Origin of the sequence: Pedobacter lithocola, assembly GCF_042650845.1 — a bacterium.
In the GTDB taxonomy this organism is placed as follows: domain Bacteria; phylum Bacteroidota; class Bacteroidia; order Sphingobacteriales; family Sphingobacteriaceae; genus Pedobacter; species Pedobacter lithocola.
The window spans coordinates 415393-430500 of the sequence record NZ_JBHSBW010000007.1 but is presented as its reverse complement, the minus strand read 5'-3'; the positions used below and the strand labels follow the sequence as shown (position 1 = coordinate 430500).

Here is a 15108-nt window from a genome sequence, read left to right as displayed (position 1 = left end):
ACTGATTAATATCAACATTGTTTTCTTCTAATTTTACCACCTAAGACACGTTAGATTTACAAAATGCCTAAGGTGCCTTAGGTGCTTATTATTTTTTCAAGATTATACATACATCAAGTTTGTTGTGTTATATAATTGACCAACCACCTAAGACACCTAAGCCTTTTTAGTATATGTACAATGTATCCTGAATGGTTATTATCCTATGTTTGTATAATACCAACATTAAATTTCCTTGTAATGGGCGATTGATTTGCTGCTTCAATACCCATTGAAATTACCTTTCTGGTTTCTAGAGGGTCGATTATACCATCTACCCAAAGACGGGAAGCCGCGTAATATGGTGTAGTTTGGCTGTTATATTTATCGGTTATTTCTTTTAGTAATTCAGCTTCTTTTTCTGGAGTGATGACTTCACCTTTAGCTTTTAGTGATGCTTCCTGAATTTGTAGTAAAGTTTTAGCCGCCTGAGAACCACCCATAACAGCAATTTTCGCCGACGGCCATGCATAAATTAATCGAGGATCGTAAGCTTTGCCACACATTGCGTAATTACCAGCTCCGTATGAATTGCCGATAACGATTGTAAATTTAGGAACAACTGAATTGGCAACTGCATTAACCATTTTTGCACCGTCTTTAATGATACCACCATGTTCAGATCTACTTCCAACCATAAAGCCAGTAACATCTTGTAAAAAAACCAAAGGAATTTTCTTTTGATTGCAGTTCATAATAAAACGTGTTGCTTTATCGGCACTATCTGAATAAATAACACCACCGAATTGCATTTCACCTTTTTTTGATTTTACCACCTTACGCTGATTGGCAACGATACCAACTGCCCAACCATCTACCCTACCTAAACCACAAACAATGCTTTGTCCGTAACCCTGTTTGTATTCTTCAAATTCTGAATTATCAACCAAGCGATGAATTATATCAAGAATTTCGTAAGGTTTATCTCGGTTTTCGGGTAAAATACCATACAGTTCCTCTTCATTTTGTTTAGGCTTAGCAGGTTTTATTCTATCAAATCCAGCATTTTGTGGCGAACCCAACATACTCATTATATTTCTGATGCTATCTAAGCATGCCTCATCATTTGGATGTTTATAATCAGTTACGCCAGATATTTCGCAATGCGTTGTGGCTCCACCTAAAGTCTCATTATCAACTTCTTCGCCAATGGCCGATTTTACCAGGTAAGAGCCTGCTAAAAAAACAGAGCCTGTTTTATCAACAATCATGGCTTCATCACTCATAATTGGAAGATATGCGCCTCCAGCTACACAAGCGCCCATTATTGCCGAAATTTGAACAATTCCGTCAGCCGACATCATTGCGTTGTTGCGAAACATTCGGCCGAAATGCTCCTTATCAGGAAAAATTTCATCTTGCATGGGCAGATACACACCCGCACTATCTACCAAATAAATTACAGGCAATCGGTTTTCCATTGCAATTTCCTGTGCCCGAAGATTTTTCTTTGCAGTCATAGGAAACCAAGCACCAGCTTTAACTGTTGCATCGTTAGCTACAATCATACATTGCCTGCCACTTACATAGCCAATACCGCAAACTACACCTGCAGATGGACATCCACCTTGTTCGGCATACATTCCATCGGCCGTAAATGCACCGATTTCCAGGAATTCAGAATCCTTATCGATTAAATAAGATACTCGTTCGCGAGCCAATAATTTGCCTTTCTCTTTTTGCTTGGCAGCATTTTTCTCGCCACCACCTAAATATATTTTTTTGAGTTTTGTTTTAAGCTCATATACAAGTTGCTTATTTACATCCTCATTTTTGTTGAATTCGATATTCATGCGGGCAATTTATATTTTATTTTAGAAAAATTCATGGTGACTGAAATGGTTTTGGGTCTGCATTTTTTGATTAATAGTAAAATACCAAGAAATTTTTAACCACAAAGAAAAAAATCACAGAGGACACAAGGAAGAGACTTGTACTAAATTAAGAACCCTTCCCTATCAACGTTAGAACGGCTTGATTTTCATTGCGTTTCTGATAAACTTTGTGCATCTCTGTGAAAGCTTGTTGTTCACCGTGGTTGAATTCCAAATAAAGTGCGAATCTGTGTCTAAAGCTAATCACCCAACATTGCGTTCTTTGCGAAAACTTAGCGCCCTTTGCGGTTAAATGAACAGATATCAATATAAAACAATATTTTTGAGCAAACCCCACTAAATGGAATTGACAGTAAACATACCAGCATTATTATTTCCTGCCATTAGTTTGATAATGTTGGCTTATACCAACCGCTTCCTTGCCTTAGCAGCTTTGGTACGAAGTTTAAAAGCCAAATATGAAGAGGGTGAGAAAAATATTGGCTTGCAAAATCAAATAAAAAATTTACGTTACCGACTACGTTTAGTCAAAAACATGCAGGCCTTTGGAGTACTAAGCTTTTGTACCTGCCTTTTCTGTATGTTTTTTATTTATCTGAAGTGGAATATCATTGCCGAAGTATTATTCGCAACAAGCTTAATCTTTTTCACAATATCCCTAATCATTTCTTTAATAGAAATTCAACTTAGCACCAAAGCATTAGAGTTAGAATTAAGTACTTTAGAAGACTTGGAAGATGAATCGATAAGTGGATTTATAAAGAAACAATTCAAGAAAGATTAAACAATTTATCTACGATTTTTTACATCAACTTACAGGAGATTTATTTTTATGTCTTCTATAAGCTCAGACTTAGCGTAAAGATGTTATTCGAGCTTAAATCTATTTAAAAGCTAAATCTTAATAATTTATGCCAATATAAAGTGATATAAGAAAACAACTTCGCCAGTAAAAGCTGGTTTCTTTTGCCCTTCAATTTCCATTTCTATACCCATGTGAACTTTGGTTACGCCACGTAAATTTACTATGGATGCAAGTTTAGCTTTTAATCTGATATTGCTGTTAACGATTACGGGTTGAGCAAACTTTAAGCTTTCTATACCATAATTGATTTCCATTTTGAGGTTTTGGATATCAACAATTTGTTTCCACAAAAATGGTATTAAGGATAACGTTAAATAGCCATGTGCAATGGTTGCTCCAAACGGGCCTTCATTTTTGGCCATCTCCTCATCTGTATGAATCCATTGATGATCTAAAGTTGCGTCAGCAAATTTATTAATTTGTTCTTGAGTTATTGTGTGCCATGAAGATACGCCTAATTCCTTGCCAAGGTATTGTTCAAATTCTGCGTGGGATGAAATAATTTGCATTGAAATGTATTTTTTTATCGCCTTGAGTATGGCGGTTTATAATTGGTTATCGTTGTTAAGTAATCTAAATCAAATTTCTTTCTTTAAACCAAACCTCATCGGGTATTGCAGAGAAATTATCCATTTTATTTATTAATGTTTCTGCATCAGCTTCGTTAAATACTAAATCGCGGTTTGCAGGTTTAAGAAATTTACTTTGCACCATCATTTCCATTTGAGCAAATAATGGATCGTAAAAGCCGCCAACATTTAAAACGCCAATGGGTTTGTTATGCAAACCCAATTGCAACCAGGTAAGCACTTCAAAAAATTCTTCAAGCGTACCAAAACCACCAGGTAAAATAACGAAGCCATCACTTAAATCTGCCATTTTTTGCTTGCGCTGATGCATATTTTCTGTAATAAGCATTTCGGTAAGCGCTTTATGACCAACCTCTTTATCCATCAAAAATTGAGGAACTACTCCTGTAACCAAGCCACCAAGCTCTAAAACATCATTGGCTAAAACTCCCATCACACCAACACTACCACCACCATAAACCAACCTAATTTCCTGCTTAACAAGCGTTTCTGCAAGTTTTTTTATTGCAGTTCGCAACTGTATATCGCCATTAAAATTTGAGCCACAATACACGCAAACAGATTTAAGCTTATTCATTTTGATAAAATTTAGCGAAGTTAATACTTTATCGGCTTTTTGTAAATTTTATTCTGCACAAACCTGTTAAACTTATTTATTTTATAGTTTTAAACCTTGTAGCGGCAGTTAATTTTGGAAATCACCATGCTCGTTTAAATTAATATTTGTAGAAATATTATTGCGGAGTAGCATTGCATACCATCCGGTACATAAAAAAGCGCCGAATAAATCGACGCTCTTTAACCAAATATAAAAAGAGAAAGTATTAAAAAGAAAATCTTAACGTAGCACCGAATGTTCTTGGGTCGCCTAATACGCCAGCGTACAAACCTGAATTACCTGCAGCTGCTTGTAATTGTTCATAATAATTTTTGTTACCAATATTTCTACTCCAAACAAAAGCCGAGAATTTATCTGATCTAAATCCTAATCTTGCATTAAATAATGAATAGCCCTTAACATTCAATACTGTACTTGGTGTTGCGTTCGAAGAATATTCGGAACGGTAACTTGCATCACCTGCAATAAAATATCGCCCGGGTTTTGTAGCTAAATTCCCTGGAGTACTAAACTCAGCACCACCAGAAATGTTCCATTTAGAAATTCCCGGTAACCTACCACCAGATGCATCTTTAAAAGCAACTTGAGTTGCAACTCCATTTATTAATTGTGTTTTTCCGGTTTCTTCTAAAGGCAAAGGAGCATTTGTGAAAGACACGTATTTACCATCAAGATAAGCCAAGGCTGCGTTTAATGATAAAAATCTTTCTAATTGATATGTTCCATCAACTTCTAAGCCTTTTACATTTACCTTTTCAGCATTTGCTAAATAACCTCTGTTTACGCCCAATTGTGGCGATTGTACATTGGTTTGGTAATCTCTTATATCAGTATTAAAAGCAGATACATTTAAAATTGCACCCTTGAATGGCCTTGTTTTTACTCCAAGCTCGTAATGCTCAACATATTCTGGCTTAACAACAGCTACTGATAAATCAGCCTGCCCAGTTGAAGTTGTAGGCAAGCCACCTACATTTACACCAACAGGTTTGTAAGCGGTAGAGAAAGTTCCATAAGCATTTAGTTTAGCGCTTGGACGATAAGAAACCGTAATGTTTCCAGATAAGTTATTGTTTTCTATGCTGGTGTTAAATTGTTGGTTGCTGTACACTGCTGCTTTCAATCCTAACAAAGTTGCATCTGTTGTTTGCAAACCACCATAAGTGGCTCTATCATAATTAACATCCTTTTTATCATAAGTAAATCTTAAACCAGGTAGAACATGTAAATTTTTTAAAACTTCCCAATCTATTTGTCCAAATACTGCTGCGCTTAATGATTTTATGGTTGAGTTTGTTTTAATACCAAAACCATCCAATAAACCAGGTGTAGAATATAGTGCCTGGCTACCTGTGTTTGAGGTTTGCACAAATCTCCATTGGTCTTTCCCAACTTCTTCTGTTTGGCCTAAACCTTGCAAATCCTGACTTAATGCAAATAAACCAATAACGCCACTCATTTTTTCGGTTATGTTACCTGCATATCTAATCTCTTGCGAATATTGATCGTGACGAGAATTACCTTGTGATTTAGTGAGTGCAGCCAATTCAGAAAAGTCTCGATCGTTGGTCGGGTCCCAGTTCCAGAACCGCCATGCTGTTGTTGAAGTTAAGGTTCCGTTGCCGATTTTGTAATCTACATTTAAAGATATACCACCTATTGATTGGTTATGACGCCATGGAGTATTTGTATTTATCTCTCTTGAAAACGGATCGATTTTAGGTTGCTGATAGCCCAAATCGGAAATAATTCTAGCATATTGACGGTAAGCACTGCGTTCTGTAGCAGTAACGCCGGCAATAACCAGCGGATAACCTGCCGGATGTTGAACGCTAACATCACCACTTAACAAAATTTGTAATCTATCCGAGGGTGTGTAATAAAGCTGACCTTTAAATCCTAGATTATTTTGCCCACTATATTTGCGTTCCTCCCTTGTATTCCAAATTGTTCCATCTCTTTGTGTACCTGATAAGGAAATTTTGGCGGCGAGGTTTTTTGCTAAACCACCCGAAACGGATGCTTTTGCCTGTAGAAAATTATAATTACCAACACTCATTTCTACCTTCGCCGAAGGTGTTTGAGTAGGCTTTGTAGTTGTAATGTTGAATGCACCAGCGGTAGTATTTTTTCCAAACAAAGTACCCTGCGGACCACGAATAACCTCTATCCTTTCAATATCTAAAAAATCTGTGGATGTTGCTGCCGGACGAGCATGATAAACACCATCTACATAAAAACCTACACCAGGGTCTATACCATCATTTGTTAAACCGAATGTAGAACCTAAACCTCTGATATTGAGTGTAGTATTTCTTGCATTGGATGCGTAAAGTTGTACAGAAGGAACCAATTCTTTCAGTCGGTTAACATTAAAGGCACCAGCATTTTCTGCAGCTTGTCCGCCAATTACAGTAATTGGAATAGGTACGTCTTGCAAAACTTCAGAACGCCTTCTGGAAGTAACCACAATTTCATCGAGTTGTGTATCTTCAACCAAAACCAATTCCAGCGGTGTATCCTGAAACTTTAAAATTTGGAAATCCTGAGGTTTATAGCCAACTGAACTTATACGAATATAAAATGGAGGTTGTTGTTTTGCATCAATGTTAAAAACGCCTTCTGCATCGGCAACAACACTAATATTGGTTCCTCTTACGGTAACTGTAGCACCAGGTACAATAGCATTATTTGCTCCTTTTACTACACCTTTTATTGATGTTTGAGCATAAAGAATTCCGGTAGATAGTAATATTGAAAAGATGATAAGTAAGCTTTTTTTCATAATTATTTTAATGGGTAGGGTAAAAAATTGTGTGTGCAACGAAGTTTTAAAAAGGGTTAAGAATATTAAATTTTAAATATTATATAAAATCTATAGATTTAGTAGGCAAATATATTAAAAAAAATTGTTTGCCAAATTTTATTTTGCGGATATGTATTTAAATTTTATTCAGCTAATATTTTTCATAAAAAAAAGCGGAGACTGTAATAGTCCTCCGCTTTTAAACTGCTTGATTTTAGAATTTTTATTATCTCGTATAATTTGGAGCTTCTTTCGTTATTGTGATATCGTGTGGGTGGCTTTCACGCATACCCGCTGCTGTAATCTGAACAAATTGAGCTCCTTGCAAAGCTTCGATGTTGGCAGCACCGCAATAACCCATACTGGCTCTTAAACCACCAATGTATTGATACATCACTTCTGCCAAAGTACCTTTAAATGGAACACGACCAACGATTCCTTCAGGAACTAGTTTTTTGATATCATCTTCAACATCCTGGAAATAACGGTCTTTTGAACCTTGTTCCATTGCTTCGATTGAACCCATTCCGCGATACGATTTAAACTTACGACCTTCGTAAATAATGGTTTCACCTGGTGATTCTTCCACTCCGGCAAACAATGAACCAGCCATCACCGTACTAGCACCAGAAGCAAGTGCTTTAGCGATATCACCTGTGTGTTTAATGCCTCCATCTGCAATAACCGGAACACCAGTGCCTTTCAATGCTTTTGCGCATTCGTAAACCGCATACAATTGAGGAACCCCAACACCAGCGATTATTCTAGTGGTACAAATCGAACCCGGACCAATACCTACTTTAACAGCATCTGCACCTGCATCAGCCAAAAATTTTGCTGCAGCACCAGTTGCGATATTACCTACAATAACCTGTAAATCAGGATATTTCGCCTTAACTTCTTTAAGTTTATCTACAACACCTTTCGAATGGCCGTGAGCAGTATCGATTGTAATTACATCAACCCCTGCATGTACCAAAGCATCAACACGTTGAAGCGTATCTGCTGTTACACCAACCGCAGCACCAACACGTAAACGACCACGTTCATCTTTACAAGCTGCTGGATAATCTTTAACTTTTGAAATATCTTTGAAAGTGATTAAACCACTTAAATAGCAATCTTTACTAACAACCGGTAATTTTTCTATTTTATAATTTTGGAGAATTTCCTCTGCCTGAACGAGTGTGGTACCTTCTGGTGCAATGATTAAATTATCTTTAGTCATTACTTCAACAATCGGTCTTTTCATATCCTTCTGGAAACGTAAATCTCGATTAGTAATGATGCCCACCAATTTATTGTCGCTGCTTACAACCGGAATACCACCAATTTTATGCTCTTTCATAATTTTAAAAGCATCAGCTACAACTGCAGTTTCCAATAAAGTAACCGGATCCTGAATCATACCACTTTCAGAGCGTTTAACTTTACGAACTTCTTCTGCTTGTCTTTCGATAGTCATGTTTTTATGCAACATACCAATACCGCCATTTTGTGCAATGGCAATAGCAAGTTCAGCTTCCGTTACGGTATCCATAGCTGCAGAAATTAATGGAACGTTGAGCTTAATTTTTTTTGTTAAGAAAGTGGCTGTATTTACATCGCGAGGCAGAATTTCAGAATATGCGGGTACTAAAAGTACGTCGTCATAAGTTAAACCTGTAGCAATAAATTTTGTGGAGTCGAGTTGCATAGCAAATAAATTACGATTTATTATTTGCCAGGCAAAGATAAGGAAATAAGCTGTAAATAAAAGCTTAAATTTTAATATAGAGAAATATTAAGGTTTGTTGACAAAGCAGTAAACTTTTATAAAATTCAAATAATGTTTTCTAGCTTGAGAATTTCTGCAATTTCTTTACTAGAAATAGAATCTCTTACACCTTTACTATATATATTAACTAAAAAAACATTCTTTTCAACAACCTTTACAAAGGAGATTATTCTAGCACCACCGCTTTTGCCTTTATTTTTCGATGAAATGGCAATTCGAATTTTATATACATCATTACCTAAAGAAACGCCTTTTGTAGGATTTTCTTGAAGTTCTTTCCCCAAATTGCTTAGCTCTTTGGATAATGAGGGGTATTTCTTAAGCAACTTTTTCGCTTCCTTTTTAAAGGTATCAGTAAGAATGATGTTATAATTCATTCAAAAAATCTTCTAAAGAAGTACCTTTCATCCTTCCTTCTTGGATAAATGCTACCTCTTTAAACCCTTGCTTAAGATCTACATAAACCTTGCTATCATTAGATTTTGCTATCTTTTTATTAAAATCCTTTTTAATTTCAAATTTTACATTGAAAGCCTTTACTACAGCCTTTAAAGCATTTATTTGCTCTATAGTTGTAGGGTGTGCTATAAAAATACTTTCTGTTTGCATAAACTTTAATTTCTCTCTGGTCTTAATATACAAATTTACTAATACAAATATATAATTCGGTATCAGAGAAAATTATTTACATCAACACTCACACCCCTTACTTCTTGCCTACTACAACCTCGGTAAAGGTTTCAGTTGTTAAATACTTATTCGCTAAGTCTTTTATTTCAACAGTGGTGATGGTTTTGACTTTATTAATGTAGTTTTCATAGTAACTGTAATCCAATCCTGAAAAGTAAATATTTTTGAATTTATCTGCGTGAGAAAATACGTTTTCTAAACTACCAAGCATAGAGCCCAGCATATAATTTCTTACTAAGTCCAACTCTTCTTCCTCTACTAATTCGCTTTTTAACAATTCAATCTCCTTGTAAATCTCCGTCAATGCAGCTGAACAAACATCAGCACCAACTTCCGTAGCGATGAAGAAATAACCAGCATTTTTCATCGATACAATGCCTGAGCCAATTCCATAGGTATATCCTTTATCTTCACGAATGTTATTCATCAATCGAGAGCCAAAATAACCACCTAAAACACAATTTAAAATCTGTAAACCAGCGAAATCAGAATGCTTACGATTAATTGCTAAACGACCAATACGGATGGCAGATTGCAATGATTCTGTCTTTTCCTTATACACTTCATTCTTCTGAGATAAGTCAAAGTTAAATTCATTTTTAATTGAATTGCTAGGCTTCCAATTGTTTCCAAAATGCTCGTTTAATAATGAGAAGCTCTGCTCGCTAAACTTTCCGGCAACAACAATTGTACAATTATTTGGAGTATAGGCAGCACTAAAATAAGCTAATAAATCATCTCTTTTTACAGCATCGTAATGTTTTAATTGAATATCGACACCATAAACCGTATTACCAAAAAGAGCATGAGAAAACTCTTTACGAGAAAGTATATCGTTTTTTTGAAGATTGACCTGTAGTTTTTGCTTTTGGTTTTGAATGTAAATATCCAACTCCTTTTGTGGAAATTGACTATCTGAAAGTACATCTTTTACAATTGGTAAAACCGATGCAAGGTGTTTATTCAAAGTGTAAAGAGTAACCGTCGAATGATCCTGACCATATTCTGTTTGAAAAAATGCGCCGTAAAAATCAATTTGCGCAGCTATTTCTTTCGATGAAAGTTTAGTTGTTCCATTATTAAGCATTGCGTTAACCGCTATTGCCTGCAAAGGTTTCTCGGCATTCCAATTTACATTATCGAAAAGAAATTCAATTCTTACTAAATCCTGTTCGCCAGAATATACGGTAAAAACTGGCACTCCATTATCTAAAATGCTTTTCTCGGGATGAATAAATTTTATGTTTGAAACCTGTTTAAAATCAGGTGCTTGCGTACGATTAAGCATTTTCTTCGGTTAAATAATACAATGTTGATGATGAATTTTTATCGAAGGTTTGGTTCGATATTCTTTTGATATCCTCTGCCTCTACCTTTAAATACTGACTTGCTTCGTTATTTAAAATATCCGCGTTTCCTAAAAGCTCGTAATAAGCCAGATTCATGGCTTTATCTAACAAACTCATTTCAGAAAATACTAAAACAGACTCAACCTTATTTTTTACCTTCGTTAATTCATTAGCATCCACCAATTCGGTTTTTATTTTTTCGAGTTCTTCCCAAATTGCTGCTTCTGCCCTTTCTATCGACACACCTTCAACAAGCTTTCCTTCAACAATAAATAAACCGGGATCTAAACTGCTTGATATGTATGCGTTGATGTCGCTAAACAATTGTTGCTCTTTAAGTAAACTGTTATGCAAACGTGATGATTTTCCACCGGAAAGTATATCTGAAAGTAAATCGTAAGCGTAATAATCATTGCTTAATCTGCCAGGAGTTTTAAATGCAACATAAATAGCATTTAACGGCACATTTGCTTTAACCGTTTCAAATCGTGCTTCGTTTTGCTTATCTTCCTGGGGTAAATTTCTATTGTATTTATCTCCTGAAGGAATTGGTTCAAACCATTTTTCGGCAAGCTTTTTAACATCTTCAGTTTTTACATTTCCACCAACAACTAAAATCGCATTTTGAGGATTGTAGTGTTTATTAAAGAAAGCTTTAACATCGCTCATTGTTGCATTTTCAATATGCGAAAGTTCCTTACCAATGGTTGCCCAGCGATATGCATGCTTTTTATAAGCCAGTGGACGTAATTTTAACCAAATATCACCATAAGGCTGATTTAGATATCGTTGCTTAAATTCTTCACTAACTACGTTGATTTGTGTTTCTAAACTTTTTTCAGAAAAAGCTAGGTTAAGCATTCTATCACTTTCTAACCAAAACGCAGTTTCTATGTTTTCTGCTGGTAAGGTGATGTAATAATTGGTAATGTCGTTACTGGTAAAGGCATTGTTTTCACCTCCCACACGTTGCAAAGGTTCATCGTAGTTTGGTATATTAACCGAACCACCGAACATCAAATGCTCAAATAAGTGCGCAAAACCTGTTTTTTCAGGGTCCTCATCGCGAGCACCCACATCATATAAAATATTTAAAACTGCCATTTGCGTTGTAGCATCTTCATGCACCAAAACCTTTAAACCATTGGCTAGTGTAAAGCGATTAAAATCTACCATTATCAAATTTTAGGAGCGTAAAGATAGAATTTTTTTAGTTGTTTGGGGGGTTAGTTGATTGGGTGTTTAGTTGGTTCGTTTTTTGGTGATTGGGTGTTTAGTTGTTAGTTGATTGGGTGTTTAGAGGATTAGTTTTTTAGGTGGTTGGTTAGAGATCGATATAGTAGGATTTTCGATACAATTAATCAATTAGATAGGAAATTATCTTACCAGAAAATAATTAACCTACTAACAAACCAACTAACTAACCAAAAAACCAACTAACCACAAAAACCACAAAAATAAACCAAGCAGATTTGACATCTAACAAACCAAAAAACCATTCAACTAATTAACCAATTCTTATCTTTGTACATATGAATACAGCCGATTTACTAAAAAGGGCATTACATTTCGAATTTTTAACACAAGAAGAAGGTGTTTATTTATATCATAATGCAGATACTGCATCGTTAATGTTTGTAGCTAATGAATTGAGAAAAATTCAGGTTCCGAGCGGTAAGGTAACCTGGCAAATTGATAGAAATGTAAATACAACAAATGTTTGTATCGCCAACTGTAAATTCTGTAATTTTTTCCGGAGGCCTGGTCACGACGAAAGTTATATTACCGATATTGAAACTTACAAAGTTAAAATTGAGGAAACTTTCCGTTTAGGTGGCGACCAATTGCTTTTACAAGGTGGCCATCATCCAGATTTGGGTTTGAGTTTTTACGCTGATTTATTTAGAAAATTAAAAGAGTTATATCCTGATTTAAAGCTACATGCTTTAGGTCCGCCGGAAATTGCACACGTTGCAAAATTAGAAGGCATAAGCCACACTGAAGTTTTAAAAGCATTGAAAGAAGCAGGTCTAGATTCCTTACCTGGTGCAGGAGCTGAAATTTTGAACGACCGGGTTAGGCGTTTAATATCAAAAGGTAAATGCGGCGGACAAGAATGGTTGGATGTAATGAGGGCTTGCCACCAGTTGGATATTACTACATCTGCAACGATGATGTTTGGACATGTTGAAACCATTGAAGAACGTTTTGAACATTTAGTTTGGATTAGACAAGTACAAAGCGAAAAGCCAGATGACGCAAACGGTTTCTTGGCATTCATTCCATGGCCTTTTCAAGATGATGGAACTTTATTGAAACGTTTAAGAGGCATAACAAACGATGTTACCGCTGATGAATATATCCGTATGATAGCATTAAGCAGAATAATGTTACCAAACATCAAAAATATACAAGCAAGTTGGTTAACTGTTGGGAAAGCAACTGCGCAATTGTGCTTACATGCTGGCGCTAACGATTTTGGTTCGATTATGATTGAAGAAAATGTAGTTTCGGCAGCTGGTGCACCACATAGATTTACAGCTGCCGGCATACAGCAATCTATAAAAGCTGCAGGTTTTGAACCGCAACTGCGTGGACAAAAATATAACTACAGAGATTTGCCAGAACATTTGGAAGAGCAGGTAATTACTTATTGAGATAACAAATCTGAAAGTTATTTGAACTCGCAGATTTGTTATTGTATGTTGCGATTATAGTGATTGATTTCTATACAATTCACCATTTTTCTTAGCAATCCATGGATGACCTTGATTATCCACAGCAACATTATATCCGGTAGTACCAATATCATACCAATCATAACCAGTCCAACGGAACAATTGATAGTCACCACTTGCATTTTCATTACCTCCTAATGCAAATATATGTCCATTAACACCTGCACTACCATTCATAGCAATTTCTTTCATTACCATTGATTGAGATGAAAAAAAGGATGAATATTGCTCCTTTCTTATATGAAAATAACCATTAACATCAATATAAGCTAAGCCACCATTCACACCAGCACTAATCTTTATAGGATTACTAGCAGTATAAATTTGTCCCCAATTTGATCCGTTATATTGTAAGATAATATTACCATTTCCGGATTCAGAAACAATATATACATCACTACTACCACTAACAGCGATATCTACAGCTTCTATACCAAGTTTCTTTGTAGAAGCATAATTATATTGGAACGGTCCGTAAACTTCTTTTAAACTGTTAATATAATACGGTGCAGTAAATCCATTAAGAAGAGCTATTTTGGTAGCCAAGTTTGGGTATGAATTACCAACGATATCCCATCCCCCGCCATTCCAATATTGAATATCCTTATCTAAACTACTATTTACTAAGCTTGTTGAGTAAATGACATTATCACTTGATATTACTAAATTATTAATTATGCCGGTTAATCGCTCCCAATTACCAACTGTCTTTGGATACATTGTTCTGAGTGCAATAAGGTCATTATTTGTAAAACCCTCAAAAGAAGAATTAAAACTTATTGAGCTATTCATATATGAGAAGGAATCTGATATAGCTGTTCCTGCAATTTGTATTTCATCTGAATCAAAACCATTAGTATGAGCAAGTCCAATAATATGTCCTAACTCGTGCGTGATTGCTAAAGTTTTACCTTCCAATGTATAATAATCATGGTTATTATAAATTCTAACTAATGAACCAGGAGCTACTAAATATTGTCCTGGGGGCATTAAAGTATAGCGAGGTGCTTGTGCATCAGCTATTACCTCAGGATTTGAATTGGTGGTACCAGTTTCGGTAATAGTTACATTCTGTCCCTCCGAAACCTCTCTTATTTGTATTTTAGTTATACTTTTCAAACTACTGATATTGAAATTAGATATAGCCAATTGAGCTGCACTTCTCCAAGAGGGTGTTGTTGCATTAATTTTGACCTCTATATTTGTGATGAACTGGTCATTTACAAACCATGGATTTCCACCGCTTCCATTTAACAATTGACGCTGTCCGATTACATCTGGTATTACAGCCTTTTTTCTTAAGGATATTAATTGCTCAACAGTCAAGTTCTTCTGATTTAGATTATTTCTACCTAATTCTATTGCCATAGCAAGCTTGATATCATCTTTAAACATAAAAAGATCTTTATCTATTATTAAAGCACTATCTAAACTTTAAAATCCGATATTTGAGGCCTTCTCGCCTCTTGAAACAAGATAATTTACTAAATATTGCAAACTATCAGGTATTTTTGAGGTATTCATTAAATCATTTTTATAAATATTTTCGTTTAAATTTTGTTTTTTACAAGAATACATAAATACAGTAGTGATAATTAACAGCGTTAAAAAGATTTTTCTATTCATAATAGATGTTTTATAGGTTTAAAATGATATGATTTAGATACGGTATTAATTATCTTGTGAAGATCTGAAAAATATAAATACAAAAATAACTCCAAGATAATTACACGAATCATAGTAACTAAATTATTAATTATATTTTAAACAGCTGAATTACAAATTTAAAAAAATCACAAC

13 protein-coding genes are annotated in these 15108 nt (G+C 35.2%); 2 read left to right on the top strand and 11 right to left on the bottom strand.

The features are described from left to right. Window positions 1-203: 203 nt before the first annotated feature. Complete coding sequence (locus ACFOWA_RS04150) at window positions 204-1832, bottom strand: acyl-CoA carboxylase subunit beta (protein WP_378982072.1); 1629 nt, start codon at window positions 1830-1832, stop codon at window positions 204-206. A 382-nt stretch (window positions 1833-2214) separates the two neighbouring features. Between ACFOWA_RS04150 and ACFOWA_RS04145 the strand changes: the two genes are divergently transcribed. Further along, complete coding sequence (locus ACFOWA_RS04145; RefSeq protein ID WP_378982070.1) at window positions 2215-2658, top strand: DUF2721 domain-containing protein; 444 nt, start codon at window positions 2215-2217, stop codon at window positions 2656-2658. 125 nt (window positions 2659-2783) lie between these two features. Here the strand turns inward: ACFOWA_RS04145 and ACFOWA_RS04140 are convergent, their stop codons facing one another. From ACFOWA_RS04140 to ACFOWA_RS04105, 8 genes are all read right to left on the bottom strand, one after another. Next, entirely contained in the window at window positions 2784-3248 is a 465-nt protein-coding gene (locus ACFOWA_RS04140; RefSeq protein ID WP_378982068.1) for a MaoC family dehydratase, read from the bottom strand. A gap of 64 nt (window positions 3249-3312) precedes the next feature. Beyond that, window positions 3313-3906, bottom strand: a complete 594-nt coding sequence (locus tag ACFOWA_RS04135) for an LOG family protein (RefSeq protein ID WP_378982066.1) — start codon at window positions 3904-3906, stop codon at window positions 3313-3315. 247 nt (window positions 3907-4153) lie between these two features. After that, entirely contained in the window at window positions 4154-6733 is a 2580-nt protein-coding gene (locus tag ACFOWA_RS04130) for a TonB-dependent receptor (RefSeq protein ID WP_378982064.1), read from the bottom strand. A 247-nt stretch (window positions 6734-6980) separates the two neighbouring features. Next, entirely contained in the window at window positions 6981-8450 is a 1470-nt protein-coding gene (guaB, locus tag ACFOWA_RS04125; protein WP_378982062.1) for an IMP dehydrogenase, read from the bottom strand. Between the two features lie 125 nt (window positions 8451-8575). Continuing rightward, complete coding sequence (locus ACFOWA_RS04120; RefSeq protein ID WP_378982060.1) at window positions 8576-8908, bottom strand: type II toxin-antitoxin system RelE/ParE family toxin; 333 nt, start codon at window positions 8906-8908, stop codon at window positions 8576-8578. Next, window positions 8898-9140 (bottom strand): hypothetical protein, encoded by a 243-nt coding sequence (locus ACFOWA_RS04115; RefSeq protein WP_378982058.1) that lies wholly within the window; start codon window positions 9138-9140, stop codon window positions 8898-8900. Before ACFOWA_RS04115 ends, ACFOWA_RS04120 begins: the two co-directional genes overlap by 11 nt. A 97-nt stretch (window positions 9141-9237) precedes the next feature. Next, window positions 9238-10509 (bottom strand): M16 family metallopeptidase, encoded by a 1272-nt coding sequence (locus tag ACFOWA_RS04110; protein WP_378982056.1) that lies wholly within the window; start codon window positions 10507-10509, stop codon window positions 9238-9240. Then, a complete protein-coding gene (locus ACFOWA_RS04105; RefSeq protein ID WP_378982054.1) occupies window positions 10502-11746 on the bottom strand; it encodes a M16 family metallopeptidase in 1245 nt (414 codons plus the stop codon). The genes ACFOWA_RS04110 and ACFOWA_RS04105 overlap by 8 nt, the downstream gene beginning before the upstream one ends. A gap of 356 nt (window positions 11747-12102) precedes the next feature. Here ACFOWA_RS04105 and mqnC point away from each other — a divergent pair, with 356 nt between their 5' ends. Then, on the top strand, window positions 12103-13227 hold the full coding sequence (gene mqnC, locus ACFOWA_RS04100) for a cyclic dehypoxanthinyl futalosine synthase (RefSeq protein WP_378982052.1): 1125 nt from the start codon (window positions 12103-12105) through the stop codon (window positions 13225-13227). Window positions 13228-13281: 54 nt separating this feature from the next. Here mqnC and ACFOWA_RS04095 read toward each other — a convergent pair whose 3' ends face one another. After that, the gene (locus ACFOWA_RS04095) at window positions 13282-14703 is read right to left on the bottom strand and encodes a M57 family metalloprotease (RefSeq protein WP_378982050.1); all 1422 of its coding nucleotides are present in this window, start codon (window positions 14701-14703) and stop codon (window positions 13282-13284) included. Window positions 14704-14742: 39 nt separating this feature from the next. Then, window positions 14743-14934: a hypothetical protein gene (locus ACFOWA_RS04090; protein ID WP_378982048.1), complete on the bottom strand. Its 192-nt coding sequence runs from the start codon at window positions 14932-14934 to the stop codon at window positions 14743-14745. Between the last annotated feature and the right edge of the window lie 174 nt (window positions 14935-15108).

What these genes read in the sequence shown, in the direction of transcription:
- ACFOWA_RS04150 (WP_378982072.1), bottom strand. Translation starts at nt 1,832, where the DNA reads ATGAATATCGAATTCAACAAAAATGAGGATGTAAATAAGCAACTTGTA.
- ACFOWA_RS04145 (WP_378982070.1), top strand. Translation starts at nt 2,215, where the DNA reads ATGGAATTGACAGTAAACATACCAGCATTATTATTTCCTGCCATTAGT.
- ACFOWA_RS04140 (WP_378982068.1), bottom strand. Translation starts at nt 3,248, where the DNA reads ATGCAAATTATTTCATCCCACGCAGAATTTGAACAATACCTTGGCAAG.
- ACFOWA_RS04135 (WP_378982066.1), bottom strand. Translation starts at nt 3,906, where the DNA reads ATGAATAAGCTTAAATCTGTTTGCGTGTATTGTGGCTCAAATTTTAAT.
- ACFOWA_RS04130 (WP_378982064.1), bottom strand. Translation starts at nt 6,733, where the DNA reads ATGAAAAAAAGCTTACTTATCATCTTTTCAATATTACTATCTACCGGA.
- guaB (WP_378982062.1), bottom strand. Translation starts at nt 8,450, where the DNA reads ATGCAACTCGACTCCACAAAATTTATTGCTACAGGTTTAACTTATGAC.
- ACFOWA_RS04120 (WP_378982060.1), bottom strand. Translation starts at nt 8,908, where the DNA reads ATGAATTATAACATCATTCTTACTGATACCTTTAAAAAGGAAGCGAAA.
- ACFOWA_RS04115 (WP_378982058.1), bottom strand. Translation starts at nt 9,140, where the DNA reads ATGCAAACAGAAAGTATTTTTATAGCACACCCTACAACTATAGAGCAA.
- ACFOWA_RS04110 (WP_378982056.1), bottom strand. Translation starts at nt 10,509, where the DNA reads ATGCTTAATCGTACGCAAGCACCTGATTTTAAACAGGTTTCAAACATA.
- ACFOWA_RS04105 (WP_378982054.1), bottom strand. Translation starts at nt 11,746, where the DNA reads ATGGTAGATTTTAATCGCTTTACACTAGCCAATGGTTTAAAGGTTTTG.
- mqnC (WP_378982052.1), top strand. Translation starts at nt 12,103, where the DNA reads ATGAATACAGCCGATTTACTAAAAAGGGCATTACATTTCGAATTTTTA.
- ACFOWA_RS04095 (WP_378982050.1), bottom strand. Translation starts at nt 14,703, where the DNA reads ATGTTTAAAGATGATATCAAGCTTGCTATGGCAATAGAATTAGGTAGA.
- ACFOWA_RS04090 (WP_378982048.1), bottom strand. Translation starts at nt 14,934, where the DNA reads ATGAATAGAAAAATCTTTTTAACGCTGTTAATTATCACTACTGTATTT.